Genomic DNA, 22,443 nt, shown 5'->3' on the forward strand with positions numbered 1-22,443 from the left:
CGTCTGCTGTGTACGACACACGGCGGATGCGCCCCGCCTTTTCGTGTTTGGAGGGCACGCGATGTCGTGTGAGGACTGCAAGGTTCCGGACGCCGAATACGTGGAAGATCCGTTCATCGCGGAGATTCGGGGCGAGACGGTCATGCGTTGGCTGTGCGACGACTGCCGGTACGAACGCGCGATGGACATCTGATGCACACGATCACTGTCCGCGTGAACGGCGAAGAGTGTCATGGACAGTTCGCCGAGACGCCGGAGGATCTCCGGCCGTTTGTCGAGTGGGTAGACGACATGGCGCGGCGCGGCGAACGCATCGCGGTGGACTCCGAAACGACCAGCCTGGACACGTTCGTTCCGGGATTCCGCCTCCGGCTCGTCCAGTTCGGGACCGCGACGGACGGATGGTTGATCCCCGCGGAGTTCGGGACGCCGTTCGCAAACGCGGTCCGCTACGCGCTGCGGAAGCTGCCGCGGATGACCGCGCAGAACTTCCCCTTTGACGGGTTGGTGTTCGGTGAACACCTCGGGGTCCCGATCGAAGAGACGTTCCGCCGCGTGGTGGACACGAAGATCCTCGCGCATCTGGCGGACAGCCGGCCGGAGCACGAAGGCGGGACCGGCCTTTCCCTCAAGCCGCTTGCGCGTCACTACGTGGACCCCGCGGCGACGGACGGTCAGACGGAACTGATCAAGGAGTTCCACAAGATCGGCAAGACGAAAGACACCGGGTGGGCGCACATCGACATCCGGAACCCCGTGTACCTCCGGTACGCGCTACTCGATGTGCTGTACGGGTCGCGCGTCCTGGTGGCGCTGCAAGACGAGTGCCGGAAGCGCGGCATCCCCGCGCGCCTCGCGGAGTACGAACACCGGATCGCCCTGATCGGCGCGATCATCGAACGCAAGGGGATGTTGATCGACCAGCCGTACACGGAGCGGCTGACGGTGGAGCTGCGCGAGGAAGCGGCGCGGTACGCGGAGGTGGCGAAGCGGTACGGCGTCAACTCCGTGAACGCACCGAAGCAAGTCGCCGCCGCCCTCGCCGGCATGGGCGAGGTGTGGACGGAGAAGACGGACGGAGGCGACCCGGCGACCGGCAAGGAAGTGCTGTTGCCGATGGCGGACCTTGACAAGGACTGGCAGCGCATCGGGGCCCGCACCCCGAACCCGCTGGCTGACGCGGTGTTGCGGAGCAAGCGCGCGGGGAAGTGGGCGACGTCCTACACAACCGCGATGCTGGACAAGGTCGACGCGTCCGGCCGTATCCACCCGCACACCTCGACCATGGGCGCGCGTACGGCGCGGTGGGCTGTGTCGTCGCCTCCGCTGCAACAGCTTCCGTCGTCCGACTGGCGGGTCCGCCGCTGCGTCACCGCGGGGTCCGGCCGGCGCATCGTGGCGTCCGACTTCTCCCAAGTTGAGTTGCGGGTGTTGGCCGCGATGGCTGGCGCGCAGAACGTGTGCGACCGGATCAACGCGGGCGAGGACCTCCACAACGTGACGACGCGTCTCGTGTTCGGCATCGGGCCGGAGGTCACGGACAAGGAACTCAAGGGCGACAAGCGGCGGAAGCTGTGCAAGACGATCTCACTCGGCAAGGCATACGCGGGCGGGGTCGACACGCTGTCCAAGCAAACCGGGCTGCCGTCGGAACAGGTGAAGCGTGCGCTCGCGCAGTACGACGCCGCGCTCCCGGAGTTCAAGCGGTACGGCAAGCGGCTGACCCGCGACGCCTACGCGAACCGCATGACGGTGGAGACGCCGTCCGGCCGCGTGCTGCGGTTGAACAGGGACAAGGTCTATACCGCCATTGCGTTCATGTGCCAGTCGACGGCGCGGGACATCTTGGGGCAAGCGCTGATCGAGATGGACGACGCCGGCTTGTTGCCGCACATCATCGGCGTGGTTCATGACGAGGTGATCGCGGACCCGTACGCGGAGGACGCGGAGGACGTGGCGCGTGCGTTGGGTGAGCGCATGGACATGCCGTTCCGGGGGGTCCGGATCGAGTCGGACCCGGAGGTGTACGGCCACACGTGGGGTGCCGGCTACATGAAGCCGGAGGACAAGCCGCTGTACGACGCACCGCTGGAGGTGGCCGCATGATCACGAGATACGTAGTGCTGCCCATGTCGGAGGCGGACGGTTTCGACGCTCCGACGTGGCTTGTGGTGGACGCGTGGGCCGCGATTGACGAAGACGACTTTCACGGGGCGTATGCATCCCACGCGGACGCGGACAAGCACGCGGCCACGCTGAACGCTGCGGAGGGTCGGGCATGACGTACACGTGGGATGACGTGTGCTCCACGAAGGACTGCACGCACGACAACCCGGAGTGCGGCGCGTGGGAGGAACTCCAGGCGCTGGAGGCCGAACGGATCGCGGCGGAGTGGGAGTGTGACTAGCCCTTACACACGCGTCTGTGCCGGCCCGTGTACAGACGAGAAACCCCTAGGCAGGTTCCGGCAGGGCGACAAGGTTTGCCGCGATTGTCGGGCCGCTGACGGCCGTAGGCGACGTGCGCAGCCGGCTGCCCGGAGACGCGCACGTGACCGCCGGCTGTTCCGGCTGTACGGGCTGACGCTGGAGATGTTCCACGCGAGGGCCCGCGCGCAGCGATGGCGGTGCGCTATCTGCGGGGAACGTCTCCCGCTGGTGGTCGACCATGACCACACCTCCGGCCGCGTGCGGGACCTGCTGTGCTCCGGCTGCAACTCCGGGCTAGGGCTGTTCGGCGATGATCCGGAGCGGCTCCGTGCGGCTGCGGACTACGCCGAACGCCACGCATTGTAGCGACCTTACCGTCACGTAGCGCTATTTCCGCAGGTGGGATCGTCACGCAACCCCGCCCGTGTTCACACTGCGTAAGAAATCCGTGGTTCCACGGGTTGCGTGTGCAGTACACGGCCCTTACCTTGAATCCACACGGCCATATCTCTACTTCCGGCCCCGTGTACAGGACACGTACACGCGACCTCCCTCACACCGACCGTTGATACCGCCTGCCCAAAATCAGGGCGGGCGCAGCATACCCGGAGATGGGTCATGACCGCACTGACCAGCAATGCCATCGAACGTCTCGTCCGCGAGGCGCTCGAACTTCACCGACTGGTGAAGGCCGCGGAGGAAGTCCAGCACCTTCGCTCTCCCGCGACCGGTGTGGAGAAGAACGGCAAGGGCGCGAGCGACCCGACCGCGTCCGCCGCGATGTGCCCGAAGCGGCTGGCGGTGGTGGAGACGCTGACCACCGTGCATCACGCGGTCGACCTGATGGCAGACGAGATCAACACGCACGCGCACTACGCGTCCGCCGCGCTCAACGCATGGGACGGCCGTAAGCCGTAACCCTCCCCGCGCTGTGAGCCGTACACAGCGCGCCTGATTCCCACCTAACACCCCCGGACGGACGTCCGGACCGTCCGGGGGTTCCCTATGCCCAACTCTCCCGTGTACTGCACACGGGGCGACGCTGAACGGAACCCCACATGATCGCCACGCAGACCACCGACCTTGACCGCACCGACAACTTCCGCGCGGTGGTCGACGCCGCGAACGGGCTCCGCGACCAGACGAACGCGGGCGACTGGACGGAGGGAATGCTCGTCGCCGCCGCGAAGAACGGTCAGGAGTGGGCCACCCTCGAACTGATCTCCCGCTATGAGGCGCGGCTCCGCCGGCTCGTCGCCCGCGCGAACGTCGACACCGCCGCGGTTCCGGACCTCCAGCAGGCCGCGATGCTCGGTGTCCTGGAGGCGCTGCGCAAGGTCGACCCGGACCGCCCGAACGAGTTCTTCACCTACGCGCACAGCTTCGTCCTTGCGGAGTTGACGGAGGCGAACCGGACCGCGGACCCGAAGCCGGCCGAACGCAACGAGGTGAAGCGGTACTGGTCCGCGATGCGCGCGGTGGACGGCGACGCGGTCCGCGCGCGGAGGTGGGCGGAGTATCAGCGGCTGTCCGCGGTGGAGCTGGAGGGCATCGCGGAGGAGAGCGGCGACGTGATGGCGCGGGAGATCGTTGACTCCCGGTTCGACCGCTGGGAGCGGAAGCCGAACGGGCGCACGTGGGAGGAGGCGTCCGCGGAGCGTGGCCGCGGGTTGGACGGTCCGACGTTCGACGCGGTCCACTCGTCCGTCACGTACCTTGACGCGGACGCCGGAGACGACGGGGACGGCGAGTCGCTCCCCCTTCACGAGACGATCGCGACGACGGACACCGACCAGACGGAGCAGATCAACAACGAGTTGACCGCGCTCGCGCTGGTCGCCTCGCTGGACGACCGTGACGCGCTGGTCGTCAACTGCCTGTTCGGCGTGAACGGGGAGACGCAGCGAACCGCCGCGGAGGTGGGCGAGATGCTCGGCATCACGCGTCCCCGCGTCCAGAACGTCAAGGCCGCGGCGCTGCGGAGGCTCGCGAAGATCGGCGCGGACATCCGCTGACATCCCGGAGGGTCCCGTGTGCTGTACACGGGGCCCTCCGTCTGTTATGTTCCTGCTCTCACCCCGTAGACAGTACACGGAGGAAACGTGATCACCGCCGCCCGTTGGATCTCCCTTATCGCCGCGTTCGTGATGGGCGCGGTCGCCGAGTACCGCCTTGCGGTCATGCTCGGGTACGACAAGTACACCGCCGGCCTGCTGCCGCTGGTCCTGGACGTGTACGGCTTCGCCGCGTTCAAGGTCCGGAACCGCGTGCATTCCGCCGCGGCGATGCTCGCGATGTTCGCCGTCCAGATGGTGTCCCACCTGATGACCATGGGGCACGGCAACTATGTGCACGTCGTGTTGTCCATCGGGCTGTCCGCCATCGCGCCCGCCGTGAGCTTCGCGTGCCACCGGTTGGGGGAGACGCCGGAGGCGGACATGCCGGAGGTGTTCGCGGAGCTGCCGGCGGAGGCGTTCGCGCCCGTGCTCATGCCGGAGCCGGTCCACCCGATCGTGGAGCCGATCCCCGCGGAGGTGTTCGCGGCCACGCCGGCCGACATCCGTGAGCAGTTGGCGCGGCTTGACGCGGAGGCGGCGAAGCGCGTGATCCCTGGTGAGGACGACGAGCAGGACGCGCCGGAGGACGCGGACGCCTCGCCCTCCATGGCGGAGACTGCCGCGAGGGCCCGCGAGTTGCTGCCGGCGCACGGCAACAACAAGACGAAGGTGGCGCGGGAGATGGGCATCTCCCGGACGTGGCTGTACACGTGCCTCCGCGAGACGCCTGCGTGAGCTGTACACAGCGGACCCCCGGACCAACGTCCGGGGGTTTTCGCATTTAGGGGCGAACACCCCCGGCCCACGGGACCCATAACTCCGGCATGAGCAACAACGACACACGGACGCCGATCACTCTCGACGTCCTGGACGCAGACGGTTACGACGACGAAGCGGCGTACCTCGCGGGGTTCGACGCCATGGACGAGCGGGACGCGCTGACGTTCGCCCGCGGACGGGAGATCGCATGAACCGCACGGAAGCTCTCAAGCTCGCGGTGGAGCACGTCAACTCCATGTGCCGGCCCGGTCCGCTGGGTGCGGGTGCGCCGATCGAACGGCGCGCGGAGGCGGTGGAGCGGTTCGCGCGGTTCCTGCTGGAGGACGACGCGGACACGGTCGACATCTCCACGCTGTCCGAGCGTCCGGGTACGGAGACGCTCCGCGTGGACGCTGCGGAGGCGGCCGGCTTCCCGCTGCCCGGCACGCGGTACCGCGACAACGACGGGGACGTGTGGATCGTGCGTCAGGGTGGTGGACTGTCCCTGGACCAGCCGCGGAACGAAGGGCGCAACGGGCACAGCACGCTCGCCGAAGTGCGTAGCGAGTGGGGCCCGCTGACCAGGCTGGAGGACGCGGACCCCGACCGCCTGACGCCGGGCGACCGGTACCGCGACGGAGAGGGCGACGTGTGGACCGTCTACCCGGACGGTCTCCTCTACCTCACCGACCGTACCCCCGGACGCACCCTGGATTACGTGCGCGAGCAGTACCACAGCGCCACGAAGTTGGAGGGCTGACCGTGCCGAACTACCGCACGTACAACGGGCGCGTGTACGTGGAGGGCGTGGACCGGAACGGGTGGCTGACGCTGACCCCCGTGCCGGACACACCCTCCGACCGCGTCACGCGGCTGTGGCGGAGCCACGCGGGCAGCGACATTGACGAGCGGCGACGCATCACGCGGCACATGCACCTTCGCCGTTGGCGCGCGATGGCGGATCGGGACTACTACCGGCTGCCGCGCCGTTACTACAGCCTCCAGCCGGCCGCGGTGATCGTGGACGAAGTCCACCACTGGACGCAGGACGATGCGCGGCGCGTGGTCGACGCGTTCAACGCGCGCTTCCCGCGGCTCACGGAAGGGCGGGGTAGGTGAGCGACTTCGACACCGTCAAGGCCGCCGTGGTGGCGACGCTGAACGCAGCCAACTGGCTCAACCCGGACCCGTGGACCCGCATCCGCGCGAACGAAGTGGCGCACATGCTGCCCGCGGACGAGACGTGCGCGATGTGCGGGCGCGAGGAGTGCTTGCCTCCATGCCCTCTCAAGGGTGTCCGGCAGTACCACGACCACACGATCGAACAGCGGCGCGTGAAGTGGAACGGCGGACGTCCGGTGTTCCTCTGCGACACGTGCGCCGCGATCGTGTGCGCCGCGGTGGAGGCGAGGAACGGGCCGCGCATCACATGGGTACGCGCGGACCGTCCGCGGGTGGAGCCGGAGGACGACGAACCGCCGACGCTGCTGGAGACGTTCCGCACGCGACTCGCGGAGCCGGCCGGCTCTCCCGCGGCCACGCTCCGCGCGGAGCTGACCGACGCACGTGAGCGACTCGCGCGGCTGGAGAACAACCCGATCATTCGCATGACGACGGAGGACCGATGATCGCGATGGACGAGAACCCTGCGGAGTCGTACACGTTCATGTGCGATCTTGACCGCAATCTCCCGGAGGTCGACCGCGCGGCGCTGACGCTGTGCGACGACGGCGAACACATCGCGGTCAACTTCGTAAGCACGGACCAGCAGTACGCCGGCACCGTGTACTTGACGTACGCGGACACCGCGAACCTCGGGAAGCTCGCGGGGATGCTCGCGGACGACGACGTGTACGACCAGGACGCGACGGAGGACGACGAGCCGCCCGTGCGCGGGGAGGTGGAGGCGAACGCGTTCGCTGGCTGCCTGCTCGCCGTGACGTTCGGCGCGTTCCTGGTCGCGCTCGCTGCGCTGGTCGTGGCGCTGTTCGCCTAGCAGGTAGGGCCCTGGGACTCCGGTCCTGGGGCCCTTTTGCGTTTAGGGGTTGCGTGGACAGTACACGGGAGATAGCGTGTACAGCACACGGAGCGGGACGGACCCGCCTACTAACCCCGGAGGGTCCCCATGCAGGTCAACATCTTCGACATCACCGCTCGCAACATCGTCGCCGGCATGACCCTCTGCGGGGAGGGCCCTGGCATGGCGGACGTCACGGTGACGGACGTCATCCGCCACGGTTTCCGCGTCGTGGTCCTCGGGACCTACGAACTCACCCCTGGTGAGTCCCTGCCGTTCGCGGAGGTGTACTCCGCCAACGGCAACGCGGTGGCCGCGTTCTGCCCGCCTTGCCCGCTGCTCGCACTCCGCTAGTCCGTCCGTGGGCCCCGAACACCTCGGGGCCCTTGCTGATCGTTGGGAGTACCTCCGTGAAGTCCGCTAAGTACATCCGCGAGGCGCTGCACGACATGCTGTGTCGGAGCGTCGACATTTGCTGGTTCGACCCGGCGTACGTGCCGGAAGAGCTGCACGACGAAACCCGTGCACGCTGCGCACGGCTCCGCGGCGAGCACGCACGCGCGAGCGTCTTCGCGGGACCTGCCCGCGCGTTCCGCAAGACAGACACGGAAGATGCCGCGGCGAAGGTGTTCCATGACGCGGTGTGCCGCGCGGGTGCCGGCTGCGAGCGTGGAGCGGCACACCTGTCCGCGCGTAGCTGGGCGATGATCCGCGACTTCCGCGCGGCATGACACAGGACCCTCCGGGGGTTCTTTGCGCTCGGGGGTTGCGTGGACAGTACACGGGAGGTAGCGTGTACTGCACACGGACTAACGCGCCACTGGAGGCCACAATGCGAACCGCTCTCACCCTCTCCGGTCGCCGCGTGGAGGTCATCTTGCGCGGCCGGCGCGGTTCCTGGTCGGTCCTGGTGGACGACGACGAAGCCGGCGACCCGGTCCCGCTGTACAAGGGGTTCCCGGACCGGCGCACCGCGGCCGGCGCGCACCGCGACTTCGTTGGTGTGCTGACCGCGAAGGGATGGAAGCGGGAGCGGTGAGTGCGAAGCGCGTCCAAATGGAAACCCCCGCCGGTCGGGGGTTCCGTAACCGGCGGGGGCAGCACGCTTCGCCCACGGGCGAGGCGCGCGACTAGGGGCAGGGCAGCGACCGACGCGGCTGCGGCTCCGGCTGCGGTGGCGAGTCCCATTCGGCGACCAACACACTGAGGTGTTGGGACGCTTTGGCCGTAGCGCGGTTGATCTGGTCGTCTAGGTATCCGTACTTGCGCATGTGGTCCCGCATGATCGGCTGTGCGGCCTGCCATGCCTCCGTCAGCGCGGCTTTGACGGGGCGGGCGGGGTGCCACAGCACAAGCTTCCGCGTCTCTTCGTCCACTACCGCGAAGAGAATCCACCCGATCCGCTGCGGGAGACCCAACTCACACCACGCTTCCTCCCAAGTAGCCATTGCAACGGACACCAGGGCTTCCGGACGCGCGGTGATGTCTTGACCATGTGCCACCTGCCTACCTTCCTTCGAGTTCCGCGATGATCTCGTGAGCCGCACGTCGCGGCTCCCGCACAGACGCCAACCAAAACGCGTCGCCTCCGTCCCTTCGAACCCCCGCGTACCACCATTCGCCGCGCGAGCCGGAGTAGGCGACCCCGATCAGGCGGGACACCCCAACGCTGATCCGGGCGACGCTCAACGCCGGGTACCCGCCTACAGGGATGAGCGCGGCGGAGTACTCCGGGAAGTCCGCGAACACGGCGACCAGGGCGCGGAGCGCGGTAAGGCGTTCGGAGTGGACAGCCTCCAGGACCCGGAGCAGTGCGGCCGGCGACCGCTCCGCGACCGGCGTTGCCTGGAGGGTGGCGCGCGGCACGCCTCGCGGCGGATGTGCGGGTGCGATCACCGGATGGCTGTGGAGTCCCATGCCTGACATCACCTCGCGGGACAGAGGTTTGTGTTGCCGGTCACATCTTGCGCCGCCGCGATGTACTGTCGCTACGTTCATGAACCGAATGCAACATAAGGAGCGTGACGGATGGCAGGCCAAGAGTCGTTAGACCCCGACCGGTCCATGTGGGACTTCATAGCCGTTGAGCTGCGCAGACAGCGCCGCGCGCGGGGAGTCAGCGGCGCGTCCCTCGCCCGGCTGATCGGGCGGGATCGTTCAATCGTTTCACGCATCGAGTCCGGCCGAATCCCCATGCAACTCGACCACGCGGAGATCATCGACCGCGAATGGGGACTAGATCGCCTGTTCACGCGGCTAGTGCGGTTCGCGAAGGAACGCAAAGACGACGAGTGGAGGCTAGGCGACCTCGCGGAGCAGGAAGCGCGTGCAACACGCGTCCGGCTGTGGGAGATCGGCCTAGTCCCCGGACTTCTCCAGACACCCGACTACGCGCGTGCGGTGCTCTCCGTGGGACTCGTCCGTGATCCGGACGAAGCGGTTCAAGGGAGACTTTCGCGGCAGGCCGCAGTGTTCGACCGCGAGCGGCCACCCGAAGTCAGCGTGATACTCAATTGGGCTGTCCTGGAACAGCCCGTAGGATCAGCGGACGTGATGCGCGGACAGTTGGCACGTCTGCTGGAACTCGCGGAGCTTCCGCACGTCAGCGTCCGTGTCCTGGAGAAAAGCGCCGGCGTGCACGTCGGGTATGACGGGATGCTGGAACTGCTGACGGTGGACGCTCGCGACCTCGCGTACGCGGAGGCACCCCACGGAGGCGGACTAGTGACTGATCCCGCAGACGTCCAGGACTTCGAAGTAAGGTACGACCGGATAGGCAACATCGCCACCCCCGCCGGATCATCGCGCGCGGTGATCCACCACGCTATGGAGACATGCCGATGACCGTGTGGCGCAAGTCCAGTAAGAGCGCTACGTCCGACAACACGAGTTGTGTGGAGGTTGCAGCGCTCCCGTACAACATCGGTCTACGGGACTCTACGGACCCGCAGGGGCCCAAGATCGCCATCCCCTCCGCGGCCTTCCGTGACCTGCTCGACACGGTCAAGCGCGGCGAACTCGACATGCCCTGACGCTCGACGCAACGGACCCCGTCCAGGACACACCGTCCTAGGCGGGGTTCTCGCATGTCAGGGCAGGTAGTTACCTGTTACGCCAACCTGGCCGTCGGGGTTGACCATCGGCATGACGTAGATCTCGCGCGTGTTCACCAGGTTCGTGATCCGGCTGTTGGACCCGTAGCCCGCGGTGAGCTGCCCGATGTAGTCGAGCGCCTGCTCGGCGGTGAGCCGCTCGCGCGCGTGGATGTTGGCGATGACCAGCACCTCGGGCTCGTTCTCGTCGGCCGCCACGTTGTCGCTGATCTTCACGCCGACGATGTCGCGGCCCTGGTAGGACCTGCCGACGACGAACTGGCGGGCGATCTGCGGGTGGGCGGCGACGACGGAGTCGACCTCCTGCCGCATCTCGGCGAACGTGTGGTACGACGTCGCCGCGGTGCTGGGGGCCGCGGTCGGGTCCGCGGCCTGCGCGGGGGCCGGCCTCACGGTGAAGCCGAGCCGCCGGATGGCCCCGACCTCCGACGGGAGGGCGCTGACCTCCAGCCCGTCGGCCCGGACGGCGTTGACCGCCGCTCCGGTCCGGGCGACCTGGCTGCGCTGCTGGCCGGTCCGGGGACCGGTGACGACGTACTGTCCGGCGGTCTCGGGGCCGGGCGCCGAGGCGGCGGACGGCGCCGCGAGCCCGGTGAGGGCCAGCGCCAGCGCCGCCGGGACGGCGAGCAGGGAACGCAATCGGCGGGAGCTTCTCATGACGGGGTACCTGCCGTTCGGCTCTACGCGCCCGCTCGTCGCGCGGCGGGGTCTCCTGCGGACGCTCACGGACGCTCGCGATCCCCGTCACCATGAACCGGAACGGCCCGCCTGACAATGGCCGGTGTTGGGACTTTCCGATGTTCCCGGAAATCCGTACACGCGGAGAATCGCCAGATCAGAGATGCCGGGCCGCGGCGTCCGAAGCGTGTTTCCAGTGCCGATCAGAGTGGATGTGAAATTTCACAGCCGACTGAACGTTCCTCGCAACCGCGGCGCCTCGACCGCACTGTGTAACCGGTTCTCGCAAGTTTTGCCCCGGCGTTGGCCGCCGTTGCGGAAGAGGGCGTGACTGATGGGGCGGAACGAGCTCGTCGGCCGCTGATATATGTCTGTATCCTGCATGGATAGCGACTTACGGACGTTCGAAACGACGCTTTATGATCGGTGTCATCCCGAGATAACCGAAGAGTCGCGTTCGGGTATTGACCACTCTATGACCTTTGTCTATGGTCTGAGTTAGAACGCGTTCTACTCCGGTCGGAACCCATGTCGAAGGGGACAGGGCGGTTCCCGGCCCCGGTCCCTGAAACACGGCGACTTCCCCCACCGGCCATGGGCGGAGTCGCACATGGCTCAGCGGACCTCCCACCCCACCCTTCGGGTGCAGGCGCGACGCCCACCGTTCGAAATGAGGACCCCCCCTTGTCTCGCACCACGAAGATCGCAGCGATCGCCGCGGCCGCGGTCGCGGCCACCGGCACCGTCGCCCTGACGGCCTCCCCCGCGATGGCGGTCAACACCGGGTCGTTCACCGCCACCCTCAATGGCACCATGGTGATCGACGCGGGAATCCCGGCCAGCTGCACCAGCTCCGTGCTGAAGGGCACGGTCCTGTCGGGCGGCGTCAACGCGACCTACACCTCCGCCACCGCCGGCGGCTGCGGTGTCACCGTCACCCCCGGGGCCCTGCCCTGGACCGGCAGCAGCTTCAGCGGCACCACCGTCAAGATCAACAACTTCCAGATGAGCGCGATCGGCTGCGTCTACGGCGGGACCCTGACCGGCACCGCCTCGGCCACGAACTTCCCGTTCACCGCCACCTTCACCAACCAGGTCGTCCCCAAGCTGAGCGGCAGCTTCATCTGCCCGTCCTCGGCCAAGATCACGGCCAAGTACGACTACAAGCAGCCCTGATCCCCGGCGGGGACGGAGTCCGGTCCCGACGTCAACCGAACCCGCCCCCGCACCGTGACCCCGGCCCACCGCCGGGGTCACGGCGCTGGGCCGCACCGGCCGTCAGCGCAGTTCGTAGGCGCGGACGGTCTCCTGCGTGATCGCGTTGCCCCGGTCGTCCCCGGCGGTGACCCGCAGGGACACCGCCCCCTTCCCCCGGAGGCGGGCGACGCCGTCCCGCACCGCGACGTCCGTCCAGGTCCTGCCGTCGTCCAACGAGGTCTGGAGGGACAGGCCGCGCAGGCGCACGGACGAGCCGTCCTGGTGGCGGACCGTCAGCCGCAGCGTCTTCGAGCGGGTCCGGTTGTGCGGGTCGAGCGCCGCGTCGTAACCGATCTGGAGCAGTGGAAGGACGGTGTCGTCGGCCGTGTGCGCGGAGCGGAACGTCCAAGACGTCCTGGCCCGCGTGGAGAGCCGGGTCCCCGGGGTGTTGTTGGCGAAGTCGTACTCCACGCGGTATCCGGCGTCGCCCGGTGTCGTCGTCAGCACCCCGCTCGGCCTGTAGGCGGTCTGCGCGACGAGTTCGTCGTCCCGGTAGACGCGGAAGTCGGTGACGAAACCATTCGGGAAGAGGCTGGAATAGGCGTCGGAGAAATTCTGCGCGGCGTCCGCCATGCCGACGCGCAGGCGGATCTGGTCACCGGCGCGGACGATCGGTGACTGCGCGTTGATGCCGCCGGTGAGTGGTCCCTCGCCCCAACTGTGCGTGTCGTGCTCGCCTGCCCCGTATGCTCTGGATTTCGTCTCGACGAGCACGAAGTGCGGCGTCTCCGGGCCGGGGAAGGCGTTGTTGTAGGGCTGCTCCGGCGTGACCGCCATCGCGGACCACTCTGTTTCCGGATCGGCCGAAACGTATTCAGCGCGCGTTCGCGGGGTGCCGGTGACCGGGCGGCTGTAGGCGAGGGCGAAGTCCTCCCAGGGGCGCTTGCTGTAGCGCGCGGCGGTCATGGCGCCACCGCCGTGGTAGGCGCTGTCGATCCGCGCCAGATCCCTCGTGCGCGCGACGTAGTCCAGGTTCTCGGAGATCCGCCCCTTCTCCGGGAACACGAGGTCGTACTGGTAGGGACTGTCCACGGTGCCCTTGGCCGCGACCGTCGCCCGCTCCCGCAGAAGAGCCCGTCCTTCCTCATGGGACAGACGGACGGTGGGCACCTTCAGCGGCTTCCCGTACTCGCCCGGGTCGTCGTTCACGCCCGGAGCGTCGTTGTAGACGGCGACCATGCGCGCCCCCGCCCTGGCGGCCGTCTCGACCTGCTCGGCGACGGGCACGCCGTCCTTCCGCCGGACCAGGGCGAGCCGCCCGCGCAGGTCGGCGCCGGGCCGGTCCCCGTCCGCGACCGGCATGCGCGCGCTGCCGTCGAGACGGGGGAACTGGTCCGAGGTGTCGCTGAAGTAGGCCGCCGGATAGTACTCGGGACGCAGCGACCGGCTCCCCGCCCGCATCGTGATCGCGGGCGCCTCCAGCCGCCACCGGGTGTAGGCCTCGAACGTCCCGGTGCGGACCCGTCCGGTCGGCTGGAGGAACACCCGCTGCTCCAGCGTCGCGCCCTCGCCCAGGTAGACGCCCTCGTCCACGGCCGGCCCGTTCGCCGGCCCCCGCGTCCACATCAGGTGGCTGATCGCCCCCAGGCCGGGCGCGGTGGCGTGCTCGGGCGTCCGGACCGTCACCTCCTCGGCCTTGCGCGCGTCGAGGACGATCTCGGTGTCCCCGGTGATCTCGATCTCCGGTCGGCCGACGAGGCTGTAGTTGAGCGGCTTGCCGGGGCCGGTGCTCGGCGCCCATGACGGCATCGTCGCCACGACGCCCATGACGGAGTACGTCCCCGGCACCAGCCGCACGCAGTTCGAGCCGTTCCAGCGCTCGTCGGTGCAGGGCTCCTCCGGATCACCTGGCAGCGGGCGGTGCGCGTTGCCGATCGACGCGTCCTTCACGTTCAGGAAGCCGGCCGTGCCGAGGCCGGGCCGCCCGTCCCGCGCGATGCTCCTCACCCGCACCGTGACCAGCTCGCCGGACGCCTTCGGCTCCGGCGCCGCGGGCCGCCGCCGCTCGTGCAGCGCCGTCACGTTGTACCGCTCCGGGTCGTCGGCGAGCCGGTCGCCCGGGACGACGTAGAGGTCGCCCCCGCTGTTCCGGACGGAGAACGCGGGAGCGCGCCCCGCCGCGGGCGTCACCCTCGTGCCCCCGCTCCCGACATGCACCGTGTCGCCGGTGGGCAGCGTGACGTCGTAGGCTCCGGCCTCCGCCCGCAGTGCGGACGCGGGTCCGGGGGCAGCCGCCGCGGGCGCCGCGAACGCCAGCGCGCCGAGCCCCAGGGCCGCCGCGGTTCTCGACCACATGGGCATCCCTCCCTTAAGTGGATCTTGATTGTCGGACCGGCCGCCGCGGCCGATCCAGGGAAGGCGCTGGCGGCTTCCGCCATGGCGGGAACCCGTCAAACGGACCGGAAGCCCGTACATTTAGGACGTGTCCGATTCGCCGCTCCTGGAGGGGCTCGGGGTGACCGCCGCCGAGGAGGGGGCGTACCGCGCCCTTCTGCGGGAGGGGCCGTCCACCCTCGCCGACCTCGCCGCGCGCCACGGCGCGTCCGTCGCGGCCCTGCGCCGCCTCCTGCCGCGCCTCGAGGACCTCGGGCTCGTGACCCGCCTGGCCGGACGGCCGCTGCGCCTCCTCGCCACCCCGCCGCACGTCGCGGTGGAGGCCCTCGTCGCCAGCCGCCAGGAGGAGATCGCCCGCAGCCGCGCCGCCATCGGCCCGCTCCTGGCCGAGGCCGCCCCGCACCCGGAGGAGCTCGTCGAGGTCGTCAGCGGCCGGACGGCCGTGTCCCGCCGCTACCTGCAACTCCTGGACGGCGCCCGCGAGGAGCTGCTCGTCCTGGTCCAGCCGCCGTTCGCGACCGACGCCGCCGTGTCGAGCGACGAGCAGGAGCGCACCATGCGCCGCGGCATCGCGGTGCGCGGCATCTACGGCCCCGAGGCGCTCGACGAGCCGCACGCCCTGGAGTACGTCCGCCGCGCCGTCGCGTCCGGCGAGCAGGCCCGCCTCGGCGCCGTTCCCATCAAGCTCGCCGTCGCCGACCGCCGCACCGCGATGCTGCCGCTCACCTCCCAGCACGCCAGCTCGGTCGACAGCTCCCTGATCGTCCACCCGTCCGCCCTGCTGGACGCGCTGGTCTCCCTCTTCGAGGCCCTGTGGCGCTCCGCCGTCCCGCTGCCCGGCGAGGACGCCCCGGACGACGCCGTCCTCGCCCTCCTCGCCGCGGGCCTCACCGACGACGCCATCGCGCGCCGCCTCTCCATCAGCACCCGGACCGTCCAGCGCCGCGTCCGCGACCTCTGCGACCGCCTCGGCGCCCGCACCCGCTTCCAGGCCGGCGCCCTCTCCACCCACCACCTGGACCGCTGACACGCCCCGAGCCGGAGTCGTGCGGGGGAGCGCTTCGGAGTCTGGCTGACGATCCGCATCCGCCCCCGCATCCTGGGTGTGACGTGGGTCGCCCGTTGTGAGGCCAGGACCGGTTCGCCGCCCGACTTTTCCTGCTTTATCGACCGGTCTAGTTGATAAATCCGCGCCATCCCGCACGGTCCCTCATGCCGGTTTCCGAAGCCGGTGGTCGAACGCTCCCAGAGAGCTCCGGCCACCGGTTCGCGGAACCGGTGGCTTGTCGCTCGCGGAGCGCTCGGCCTCTCACAACCTAGAGGACCACGAACATGTCCTTCGTACCCGACCTCCGCCGGTGGTTCTCCGGCGGAAAGTTCATTTTGGTCAGCATGGTGTCGTCGGCCATCGGCTACGGCATCACCACCGGCCACAAGGCGCTGGAAGTGGCGGCACCGATGCAGGCGGCCGGCGGTCTCGCCCTCTGCCTGGCGATGTTCCTGGCGGGGCTCAACCCCTTCAGGCGGTACTCCCTCGTCATGTGGGGGTGGATCATCCTCCTCGCCGCCGGGAACGCGACCGTGGCGTACACCTATCCGTACGCCGTGGAGCACCTGACGGTGGGCACGGTCGCCGCCGTCGTGGTGATCGGCTACCTCTCGGTGGGCCTCAGGACGATCTGGAACCTGAGGGCCACCGCATATGGACTCCAGCACCTGTGCGGGCGCCTGCTCGTGCTGGGCGGGGTCGTCATGCTGAACCGGCCCTCGCCGGGTGAGTCGATGGGGATGGTGTGCGCTCTGATCAGCGCGGGCTGTGTCTACAACACGCTCACCGTGCTGGGGCAGATGAAGAAGCACGGACTGGAGTACCAGGGCGCCGCCCTCGCCAACCTGATCGCGGCACTTCCGCTCTTCGTGGTGGTGTTCAAGCTGCAGGGAAGCGGGTGGATGTCCGGGGACCTGCTGCTCGCGGCCGGTCCGGCGGGTCTGCTCACCCTGATGCTGCCGGTCTGGTTCACCAACGCCGCCCTGCGCCGCTGCTCAAGGCATGACGTGGGGATCATGCAGTCGTTCTCGTCGCCCGTCCACGCCCTGGTGGGGCTGGCCGGAGCCGCGCTCGGCTGGATCGATTCCGACCAGCGGCTCGCTCTCTTCCCGGAGTGGGCCGGCATCATCCTGATCAGCGTGACCGCCTTCGGGGTCTCCTTGCTGAAGGAGCCCGCCACGGACGCGGTCCGCGTCGGGACGCAACCCAGCGGCGCCTGACGCCGCCGCTGACCCAACCCGGCGGCGGCCGACGCCGCCGCCGACCCGCAACGGCGGAGAGGGCCACCCTTTCCGCCGTTGCACCTTGTTGTGGGTGGGTGGGGTCCAACGCGCGAAAACCTGACCAAGATGCTAACTGTTCGTTACTGATCGACTACTTGGTGACATGGTGGGGAAGGTGTCCTCGCATCCGATATCCGAGGTGCGCGGAGGCGATGCCCCGATGAGCGAGACCCCGACCCTGCCCAGCACGATCGTCCGGCCCGGTGACAAGCGGTATCCGGCGCTCAGCCGCGGCTTCAACCAGCGGTGGATCGGGGAGCCGGAGTACGTGCGGCTGGTGCGGTCGCCGCAGGAGGCGCGGGCGGCGCTGGCCGAGGCGGTGCGGGAGCGGCCGGCCGACCCGCGGCGGACGCGGATCACGGTGAAGGCGGGAGGGCACTGCTACGAGGACTTCGTCTGCGGGCCCGACGTGCGGGTCATCCTGGACGTGAGCCCGATGTGCGGCGTGTCCTACGACCCCGGGATGCAGGCGTACTGCGTGGAGGCCGGGGCGACGAACTGGCACGTCTACAGCCACCTGTACCCGATCAGCGGCAAGGCGCTGCCCGGCGGGTCGTGCTACTCGGTGGGGCTCGGCGGGCACATCCCGGCGGGCGGGTTCGGGCTGCTGTCGCGGCAGCACGGCCTCACCGTCGACTACCTCTACGCCGTGGAGGCGGCGGTGGTGGACGAGCACCGGAACGTCGAGCTGGTCGTGGCCCGGCGCGACGACGGCGACCGGTGGCTCCGCGACCTGCTGTGGGCCCACACAGGGGGAGGCGGCGGGAACTTCGGCGTGGTCACGCGGTTCTGGTTCCGCGGGCTGCCGCAACCGCCGAGGCAGGTGCTGCTGACGGCGCTCGCGTGGGACTGGAAGGACTTCACCAAGGCCGAGTTCGCCGCGCTGCTGGAGGCGTTCGGGGAGTACTTCCGCGACCACCAGGACCCGTCCACGGCGGCGGGGAAGCTCTTCGCGATGCTGAAGCTCAACCACGTCAGCAACGGCCAGATCGGGCTGCTGGCCCAGGTGGACGTCGACGACCCCGACGGGGCGAGGGCGATGACCGACTTCGTCGTGGCCCTCGACGGGCGGATCGGCCCGGCGGCGAGACCGATGCGCACGATGATGGGGGAGCACTTCGTGCACCTGGAGATCCCGCGCGTGATGCCGTGGCTGACCGCCACGCAGGCGCTGAACGCCAGCGGCGAGAACCGCTGCGGGAAGTACAAGTCGGCCTACCTGCGCAAACCGTTCACCAGTCAGCAGATCGACGCGATGTGGGCCTATCTCGGCAAGGAGAAGTACACCGACTACGTGAACAAACAGGCGCTCATCCAGGTCGACTCGTACGGCAGTGCCATCAACAGGCCGCTGCACAAGACGGCGGCCCGGCAGCGCGATTCCATTATGAAACTGCAATACCAGGTGTACTGGACGCAAAATGACGCCTACGAGGACACGCACATCGCGTGGATCCGGGACATCTACAAGGCGACCTTCGCCGCGACCGGGGGCGTCCCCGTCGCCGACGGCGAGACCACGGACGGCTGCTACATCGGATATCCCGACGCGGATCTGAACGACGGACGCTGGAACGAGTCGTCGCAGACGTGGGAGACCCTGTACTACAAGGACGCCTACGCGAAACTCCAGGAGGTCAAACGCCACTGGGATCCGGGAAACGTGTTCCGGCACGCCCAGTCCGTGCGCCCCGGGGGGTCTGAGTAGCGGCGAGGGGCCCGTGGCGCAGCGTCACGGATCATCTCGCCTTTATTGCATCCGCTGTTAATACTTGCGGCTGTGACGGCGGGGACAGTAGTTTCGTCGGGCGAGCGGAGCGTCGGGCCGGGCGTGGCCCGAGCGGCTGGGGAGTCATGAAGAAGCGTACCGACAGGAAGATCGCCATCGCGGGCACCGCGGCGGCGGCCGTGCTGCTGCCCGCCGTCATGGTCGGCCTCGCGCAGGCCGGCGTGGGAGTCCCGAAGGGCCGGTCGGAGGCCAGCGGGAACTCCAAGCCGATCCCCTCGTTCGGTCCCGCGACGCAGCCCTCGGTGCCGGGCGGCGCGTCCGCCTCCCCGACGAAGTCGCCCGGTGCGGCGAAGCTGCCCAGCGTCCCGTTGAACAGCAACCCGTTCCGCACCGGCGGAGGGTCGCCGAGCCCGTCGGACCCCGACAGCAACGCCGGCAACCGCGGCAAGAAGCCGCAGATGCCGTCCGGCGCCGCGCCGGGCAGGTACGCCAAGGCCCCCGACGGGGCCGCCATCACGGGCGTCAGAAAGATCAGTTCGCGGATCTTCGACGTCACGATCGCCTCGCCGGCGCTGGGCGCCGCCGTGAAGACCCGCGTCATGGTCCCCAAGGGGTGGAAGGCCGGCGCCACCAGGTCGTGGCCGGTCGTTTACGCCTACCACGGCGGCAACAACAACTACCAGTCCTGGACCAAGGACTCCAACATCGAGCAGGTCATCGGTCCCTACGACGCGATGGTCGTGATGCCCGAGGGCGGCTGGAACGGGTCCTACACCAACTGGTACAACGGCGGCAAGGGCGGCATCCCCGAGTGGGAGACCTTCCACATCGGCGAGGTCATCCCGCTGATGGAGCGCAACTTCCACGCCGGGGCGGTGCGCGCCGCGATCGGCCTGTCGTCCGGCGGGCAGGGCGCCATCACCTACGCCGAGCGCCACCGCATGTTCAAGTACGCCGCCTCCTACAGCGGCGCCCTCAACATCACCGCGCCCGGCATGCCGGTCATCCTGACGTCCATGAACCGCGACGCGGGCACCGCCATCTGGGGCGACCCGATCACCGCGCGGGCGAACTGGCGGGCGCACGACGCGACCGTCATGGTGTCCAAGCTCAAGGGCGTCGGCGTCTACGTCTCGTCCGGCAACGGGCAGCCCGGCCCCTACGACAAGGCCGACACCCCGCCCCACGACGCGGGACGCATCGGCGAGCAGCTGGCCGGCACGATGAACGACAACTTCGTCGCCGCCGCGAAGAAGGCGGGCGTGCCGGTCACCTCCCACCTGTACGGTCCCGGCATGCACAACTGGAAGTACTGGCGCATCGAGCTGGCCCGCAGCTGGCCGACCATCGCCAAGTCCATCGGCGCCCGCAAGTCCTGACCGCCCGCCCGGCGGCCCGGGGAGCGGCGCGGTGAAGGGGTTCGCCCGGCGGGAGTTCCAGCTCGTGCTGCTGCGGCGCATGGCCGACTACCAGCCGGGCCTCGTCGAGGACGCGCTCCGGTCGCTCGGCGCGTCCCGCACGGAGACGCGCGAGGTCAACGCCCGGTGGCAGCGCATCCTGCGGTCCCGGACGTTCCCGCGCGGCCGCCGCCGCTACGAGGCCGTCCTCGGCCCGCCCGCCGGGGTGCGGGAGCACCCGGTCGGCGACGTCGCCTGCGAGGTGGCGTGGTGGCCGCCCTTCCCCCTGTGGCCCGGCCTGCGCTTCGAGACCATGATGGGCCCGGACGGCACCGTCATGCAGGAGTGGCTCGTCCGGGACGACGGGGTGCCCGTGCCGCGGCTGGAGACCGCGGACGACCTCGTCCCCTGGTCCTGCGTCGTCGGGGACGTGGACGCGCGCTTCGGCGCGGTCGCGCACCAGGACGGCGAGGTCCCGAGCCGGTGGCACGCGACCCTCGCGGGCCCGGACGGCACCGCCCTCGTCGCGCACTTCGTCTGGGGGCTCCTCCAGACCGTCGAGAGCGTCTGAAACGGTCCAGCCCGGCGGTCCGCCACCATGATCTTCACCCTCGGCGACGTCCAGGGCCCCCGCCGCCCGCCGCACGGAGACGCGAACATTGGGGTGATCTTGGGGATTCGCGTCGGCGGGGATTGCGCGCCCGTTCCTAGCCTGGAGGCATGCGCGCCGCCAGGCGCGGCGATCCCGGAGGTGATCCGATGCCCGAGGTGACCGCATTCGCCCCCGGCCATCCGTCGTGGGCCGAACTCGCGAGCCCGGATCCGGAGGGGTCCAGGCGGTTCTACCGCGGGCTGTTCGGCTGGTACTCCTACACGCTGACCGTGGGCGACCTCGGCGACTACGAGGTCTTCACGCTGGGCGGCGTCAAGGGCCCGGAGGTCGCCGGGATGCAGGCGCTCGCCGACGACTCGGAGACGGCCTCCTGGACGTGCTACTTCCGGACCGACGACATCCCGGCCACGCTCGCCGCCGTGCGGGACGCGGGCGGCCTGGAGACGGTGGAGCCCACGGACATCGCGAACCTGGGGCGGATGGCCCTGTGCTCCGATCCCGAAGGCGCCGACTTCGCGCTCTGGTACCCCTACGACCTCAAGGGCGCGGGCGTCGTCGACGAGCCGTCCGCGATGGTCTGGGTGGAGCTGGCCGCCCGCGACATCGAGCGCGCCCGCCGCTTCTACGGCGAGGTCTTCGGCTGGAGGGCCGTCGACCGGGACTACTACGACTCCGTCTACACCCACTGGAAGGTCGGCGACTGGGCGGTGGCCGGCATGGTCTCCATGGACGAGCACTGGCCGCCCGGCCACCCCTCGCACTGGACGCCGTTCTTCTGGGTCTCCGACTGCGACGAGTCCGCGGCCCTGGCCGTCGAGCTCGGCGCCCGGGTCCGCATCCCGCCGACCGACATCAAGCCCTGCCGGTTCTGCGTGGTCACCGACCCGACCGGGGCCCGGCTGGGCCTGGTCACCCCCACGACGGACGTCCTGGCCGAGCGCGGGCGCCCCTGACGGCTCCGCGGCCCGTCAGCGCCCGAGGGGGCCGGTGCCGAGGGAGGCCCGTCCGGGCGCGGGCGGGGCGTCCTGGGAGTGCAGGCGGCCGAGGAGCATCAGCACGAGCTCGTCGATGACCTCGTCGAGGGTGGCCTCGACCCAGCCGGCGGTCCAGTCGTGCAGGAGGCCGTTGATGCTGCCGATGAAGGCGGTCGCGGCGATCCGGTAGTCGCGGTCGGTGATCTCGCCGCGCTCGGCGGCGGCGGCCGCCTCGCCGCAGATGAACTCGACCCAGCGGGCGCGGCGGGTGAGGCGCTGGCGGTCGAGCCGGGGGCTGACGCCGATGATCTCGACGAACGCGATCCGGATGCGGGCCCGGTCGGCGGTGATGCTGGCGGCGTAGGCGCGGAACAGGTGCGCCGTGCGCTCGGCGAGCCCGAGGCCCGCGACGGACGGCAGCGCGGCCAGGACGTCCCGCTCGGCCGCGTCGTTGACCTCCAGGTGCAGCTCGGCGAGGAGGTCCTCCAGCGTCCTGAACTCCTCGTAGAACTGGCGGGTGGACAGCCCGGCGGCCTCGCTGAGCGCGGCGATCGTGGTACCGCGGTAGCCGGGGCCGCGGCCGAACATCTCCAGCCCGGCGTCCAGGAACCGGCGGCGCCGCTCGGCGCGCCGCTCGTCGGCGGACCGGCCGCCGTACCTGCCCGTCGGTGTCGCGCGCCTGCCCGCCACGTGGCTCCCTCCGTCCGTCCGTTCGGCATTTTCCCGCAAACGGGTCGTGTGTCACACATCACCCC

Annotated in this window: 28 protein-coding genes; 24 read left to right on the forward strand and 4 right to left on the reverse strand. The window is 69.6% G+C overall.

The window, feature by feature from the left end; genetic code table 11:
* Positions 1–61 precede the first annotated feature (61 nt).
* The 15 genes from BKA00_RS40200 to BKA00_RS37295 all read left to right on the forward strand — a co-directional run bounded on the left by BKA00_RS40200 (position 62) and on the right by BKA00_RS37295 (position 8,301).
* Positions 62–193: a hypothetical protein gene (locus tag BKA00_RS40200; protein WP_268248210.1), complete on the forward strand. Its 132-nt coding sequence runs from the start codon at positions 62–64 to the stop codon at positions 191–193.
* A complete protein-coding gene (locus tag BKA00_RS37235) occupies positions 193–2,106 on the forward strand; it encodes a DNA polymerase (protein ID WP_185033145.1) in 1,914 nt (637 codons plus the stop codon). Before BKA00_RS40200 ends, BKA00_RS37235 begins: the two co-directional genes overlap by 1 nt.
* Positions 2,107–2,278: 172 nt before the next feature.
* On the forward strand, positions 2,279–2,407 hold the full coding sequence (locus BKA00_RS40205) for a hypothetical protein (protein ID WP_268248211.1): 129 nt from the start codon (positions 2,279–2,281) through the stop codon (positions 2,405–2,407).
* Positions 2,400–2,795, forward strand: coding sequence for an endonuclease VII domain-containing protein (locus BKA00_RS40975; RefSeq protein ID WP_420829708.1), 396 nt, complete (start codon positions 2,400–2,402; stop codon positions 2,793–2,795). Before BKA00_RS40205 ends, BKA00_RS40975 begins: the two co-directional genes overlap by 8 nt.
* 252 nt (positions 2,796–3,047) lie before the next feature.
* Positions 3,048–3,347 (forward strand): DUF7169 domain-containing protein, encoded by a 300-nt coding sequence (locus BKA00_RS37245; protein WP_185033149.1) that lies wholly within the window; start codon positions 3,048–3,050, stop codon positions 3,345–3,347.
* Positions 3,348–3,487: 140 nt separating this feature from the next.
* Entirely contained in the window at positions 3,488–4,444 is a 957-nt protein-coding gene (locus BKA00_RS37250; RefSeq protein ID WP_185033151.1) for a sigma-70 family RNA polymerase sigma factor, read from the forward strand.
* 87 nt (positions 4,445–4,531) lie between these two features.
* The gene (locus BKA00_RS37255) at positions 4,532–5,221 is read left to right on the forward strand and encodes a hypothetical protein (protein ID WP_185033153.1); all 690 of its coding nucleotides are present in this window, start codon (positions 4,532–4,534) and stop codon (positions 5,219–5,221) included.
* A gap of 89 nt (positions 5,222–5,310) precedes the next feature.
* Positions 5,311–5,457: a hypothetical protein gene (locus BKA00_RS37260; RefSeq protein WP_185033155.1), complete on the forward strand. Its 147-nt coding sequence runs from the start codon at positions 5,311–5,313 to the stop codon at positions 5,455–5,457.
* Entirely contained in the window at positions 5,454–6,005 is a 552-nt protein-coding gene (locus BKA00_RS37265; RefSeq protein ID WP_185033157.1) for a phiSA1p31-related protein, read from the forward strand. Before BKA00_RS37260 ends, BKA00_RS37265 begins: the two co-directional genes overlap by 4 nt.
* 2 nt (positions 6,006–6,007) lie before the next feature.
* A complete protein-coding gene (locus BKA00_RS37270; protein WP_185033158.1) occupies positions 6,008–6,364 on the forward strand; it encodes a hypothetical protein in 357 nt (118 codons plus the stop codon).
* Positions 6,361–6,873 (forward strand): hypothetical protein, encoded by a 513-nt coding sequence (locus BKA00_RS37275; protein ID WP_185033160.1) that lies wholly within the window; start codon positions 6,361–6,363, stop codon positions 6,871–6,873. Before BKA00_RS37270 ends, BKA00_RS37275 begins: the two co-directional genes overlap by 4 nt.
* On the forward strand, positions 6,870–7,241 hold the full coding sequence (locus tag BKA00_RS37280) for a hypothetical protein (protein WP_185033162.1): 372 nt from the start codon (positions 6,870–6,872) through the stop codon (positions 7,239–7,241). The genes BKA00_RS37275 and BKA00_RS37280 overlap by 4 nt, the downstream gene beginning before the upstream one ends.
* A gap of 129 nt (positions 7,242–7,370) precedes the next feature.
* Positions 7,371–7,616: a hypothetical protein gene (locus BKA00_RS37285; protein ID WP_185033164.1), complete on the forward strand. Its 246-nt coding sequence runs from the start codon at positions 7,371–7,373 to the stop codon at positions 7,614–7,616.
* A gap of 56 nt (positions 7,617–7,672) precedes the next feature.
* Positions 7,673–7,993, forward strand: coding sequence for a hypothetical protein (locus BKA00_RS37290; protein ID WP_185033166.1), 321 nt, complete (start codon positions 7,673–7,675; stop codon positions 7,991–7,993).
* A gap of 134 nt (positions 7,994–8,127) precedes the next feature.
* Positions 8,128–8,301: a hypothetical protein gene (locus BKA00_RS37295; protein ID WP_185033167.1), complete on the forward strand. Its 174-nt coding sequence runs from the start codon at positions 8,128–8,130 to the stop codon at positions 8,299–8,301.
* A 467-nt stretch (positions 8,302–8,768) separates the two neighbouring features.
* On the opposite strand, the gene BKA00_RS37300 is transcribed toward BKA00_RS37295, so the two are convergent.
* Entirely contained in the window at positions 8,769–9,179 is a 411-nt protein-coding gene (locus BKA00_RS37300; RefSeq protein WP_185033170.1) for a hypothetical protein, read from the reverse strand.
* Between the two features lie 111 nt (positions 9,180–9,290).
* On the opposite strand from BKA00_RS37300, the gene BKA00_RS37305 reads away from it, so the two are divergent.
* Together BKA00_RS37305 and BKA00_RS37310 are read left to right on the forward strand one after the other, a co-directional pair.
* Positions 9,291–10,106 carry a helix-turn-helix domain-containing protein gene (locus tag BKA00_RS37305; protein ID WP_185033172.1) on the forward strand — a complete coding sequence of 272 codons (816 nt, stop codon included), beginning with the start codon at positions 9,291–9,293 and terminating at the stop codon, positions 10,104–10,106.
* Positions 10,097–10,294: a DUF397 domain-containing protein gene (locus tag BKA00_RS37310; RefSeq protein WP_244993819.1), complete on the forward strand. Its 198-nt coding sequence runs from the start codon at positions 10,097–10,099 to the stop codon at positions 10,292–10,294. The genes BKA00_RS37305 and BKA00_RS37310 overlap by 10 nt, the downstream gene beginning before the upstream one ends.
* Positions 10,295–10,351: 57 nt before the next feature.
* On the opposite strand, the gene BKA00_RS37315 is transcribed toward BKA00_RS37310, so the two are convergent.
* Complete coding sequence (locus tag BKA00_RS37315) at positions 10,352–11,032, reverse strand: M14 family zinc carboxypeptidase (RefSeq protein ID WP_185033174.1); 681 nt, start codon at positions 11,030–11,032, stop codon at positions 10,352–10,354.
* A gap of 705 nt (positions 11,033–11,737) precedes the next feature.
* On the opposite strand from BKA00_RS37315, the gene BKA00_RS37320 reads away from it, so the two are divergent.
* Positions 11,738–12,229, forward strand: a complete 492-nt coding sequence (locus BKA00_RS37320) for a hypothetical protein (RefSeq protein ID WP_185033176.1) — start codon at positions 11,738–11,740, stop codon at positions 12,227–12,229.
* A 102-nt stretch (positions 12,230–12,331) separates the two neighbouring features.
* Here the strand turns inward: BKA00_RS37320 and BKA00_RS37325 are convergent, their stop codons facing one another.
* Complete coding sequence (locus BKA00_RS37325) at positions 12,332–14,605, reverse strand: PA domain-containing protein (protein ID WP_185033178.1); 2,274 nt, start codon at positions 14,603–14,605, stop codon at positions 12,332–12,334.
* Between the two features lie 127 nt (positions 14,606–14,732).
* Here BKA00_RS37325 and BKA00_RS37330 point away from each other — a divergent pair, with 127 nt between their 5' ends.
* From BKA00_RS37330 to BKA00_RS37355, 6 genes are all read left to right on the forward strand, one after another.
* Complete coding sequence (locus BKA00_RS37330) at positions 14,733–15,671, forward strand: helix-turn-helix domain-containing protein (protein WP_185033180.1); 939 nt, start codon at positions 14,733–14,735, stop codon at positions 15,669–15,671.
* Positions 15,672–15,976: 305 nt separating this feature from the next.
* Positions 15,977–16,912 (forward strand): DMT family transporter, encoded by a 936-nt coding sequence (locus BKA00_RS37335; RefSeq protein ID WP_185033182.1) that lies wholly within the window; start codon positions 15,977–15,979, stop codon positions 16,910–16,912.
* 223 nt (positions 16,913–17,135) lie between these two features.
* Positions 17,136–18,683 carry an FAD-binding oxidoreductase gene (locus tag BKA00_RS37340; protein ID WP_185033184.1) on the forward strand — a complete coding sequence of 516 codons (1,548 nt, stop codon included), beginning with the start codon at positions 17,136–17,138 and terminating at the stop codon, positions 18,681–18,683.
* A gap of 146 nt (positions 18,684–18,829) precedes the next feature.
* Positions 18,830–20,083, forward strand: coding sequence for an alpha/beta hydrolase (locus tag BKA00_RS37345; RefSeq protein WP_185033186.1), 1,254 nt, complete (start codon positions 18,830–18,832; stop codon positions 20,081–20,083).
* 31 nt (positions 20,084–20,114) lie between these two features.
* On the forward strand, positions 20,115–20,672 hold the full coding sequence (locus BKA00_RS37350; RefSeq protein WP_221493453.1) for a hypothetical protein: 558 nt from the start codon (positions 20,115–20,117) through the stop codon (positions 20,670–20,672).
* Between the two features lie 188 nt (positions 20,673–20,860).
* Complete coding sequence (locus BKA00_RS37355) at positions 20,861–21,667, forward strand: VOC family protein (protein ID WP_185033188.1); 807 nt, start codon at positions 20,861–20,863, stop codon at positions 21,665–21,667.
* A gap of 15 nt (positions 21,668–21,682) precedes the next feature.
* Here the strand turns inward: BKA00_RS37355 and BKA00_RS37360 are convergent, their stop codons facing one another.
* Positions 21,683–22,378: a TetR/AcrR family transcriptional regulator gene (locus tag BKA00_RS37360; protein ID WP_185033190.1), complete on the reverse strand. Its 696-nt coding sequence runs from the start codon at positions 22,376–22,378 to the stop codon at positions 21,683–21,685.
* Positions 22,379–22,443 lie beyond the last annotated feature (65 nt).

It is taken from the genome of Actinomadura coerulea, assembly GCF_014208105.1.
Taxonomy (GTDB): domain Bacteria; phylum Actinomycetota; class Actinomycetes; order Streptosporangiales; family Streptosporangiaceae; genus Spirillospora; species Spirillospora coerulea.

Coding starts and splice junctions, on each gene's coding strand:
- BKA00_RS40200 (WP_268248210.1), top strand. CDS start 62: ATGTCGTGTGAGGACTGCAAGGTTCCGGACGCCGAATACGTGGAAGAT.
- BKA00_RS37235 (WP_185033145.1), top strand. CDS start 193: ATGCACACGATCACTGTCCGCGTGAACGGCGAAGAGTGTCATGGACAG.
- BKA00_RS40205 (WP_268248211.1), top strand. CDS start 2,279: ATGACGTACACGTGGGATGACGTGTGCTCCACGAAGGACTGCACGCAC.
- BKA00_RS37245 (WP_185033149.1), top strand. CDS start 3,048: ATGACCGCACTGACCAGCAATGCCATCGAACGTCTCGTCCGCGAGGCG.
- BKA00_RS37250 (WP_185033151.1), top strand. CDS start 3,488: ATGATCGCCACGCAGACCACCGACCTTGACCGCACCGACAACTTCCGC.
- BKA00_RS37260 (WP_185033155.1), top strand. CDS start 5,311: ATGAGCAACAACGACACACGGACGCCGATCACTCTCGACGTCCTGGAC.
- BKA00_RS37265 (WP_185033157.1), top strand. CDS start 5,454: ATGAACCGCACGGAAGCTCTCAAGCTCGCGGTGGAGCACGTCAACTCC.
- BKA00_RS37280 (WP_185033162.1), top strand. CDS start 6,870: ATGATCGCGATGGACGAGAACCCTGCGGAGTCGTACACGTTCATGTGC.
- BKA00_RS37285 (WP_185033164.1), top strand. CDS start 7,371: ATGCAGGTCAACATCTTCGACATCACCGCTCGCAACATCGTCGCCGGC.
- BKA00_RS37300 (WP_185033170.1), bottom strand. CDS start 9,179: ATGGGACTCCACAGCCATCCGGTGATCGCACCCGCACATCCGCCGCGA.
- BKA00_RS37305 (WP_185033172.1), top strand. CDS start 9,291: ATGGCAGGCCAAGAGTCGTTAGACCCCGACCGGTCCATGTGGGACTTC.
- BKA00_RS37310 (WP_244993819.1), top strand. CDS start 10,097: ATGCCGATGACCGTGTGGCGCAAGTCCAGTAAGAGCGCTACGTCCGAC.
- BKA00_RS37315 (WP_185033174.1), bottom strand. CDS start 11,032: ATGAGAAGCTCCCGCCGATTGCGTTCCCTGCTCGCCGTCCCGGCGGCG.
- BKA00_RS37325 (WP_185033178.1), bottom strand. CDS start 14,605: ATGTGGTCGAGAACCGCGGCGGCCCTGGGGCTCGGCGCGCTGGCGTTC.
- BKA00_RS37335 (WP_185033182.1), top strand. CDS start 15,977: ATGTCCTTCGTACCCGACCTCCGCCGGTGGTTCTCCGGCGGAAAGTTC.
- BKA00_RS37340 (WP_185033184.1), top strand. CDS start 17,136: ATGAGCGAGACCCCGACCCTGCCCAGCACGATCGTCCGGCCCGGTGAC.
- BKA00_RS37345 (WP_185033186.1), top strand. CDS start 18,830: ATGAAGAAGCGTACCGACAGGAAGATCGCCATCGCGGGCACCGCGGCG.
- BKA00_RS37355 (WP_185033188.1), top strand. CDS start 20,861: ATGCCCGAGGTGACCGCATTCGCCCCCGGCCATCCGTCGTGGGCCGAA.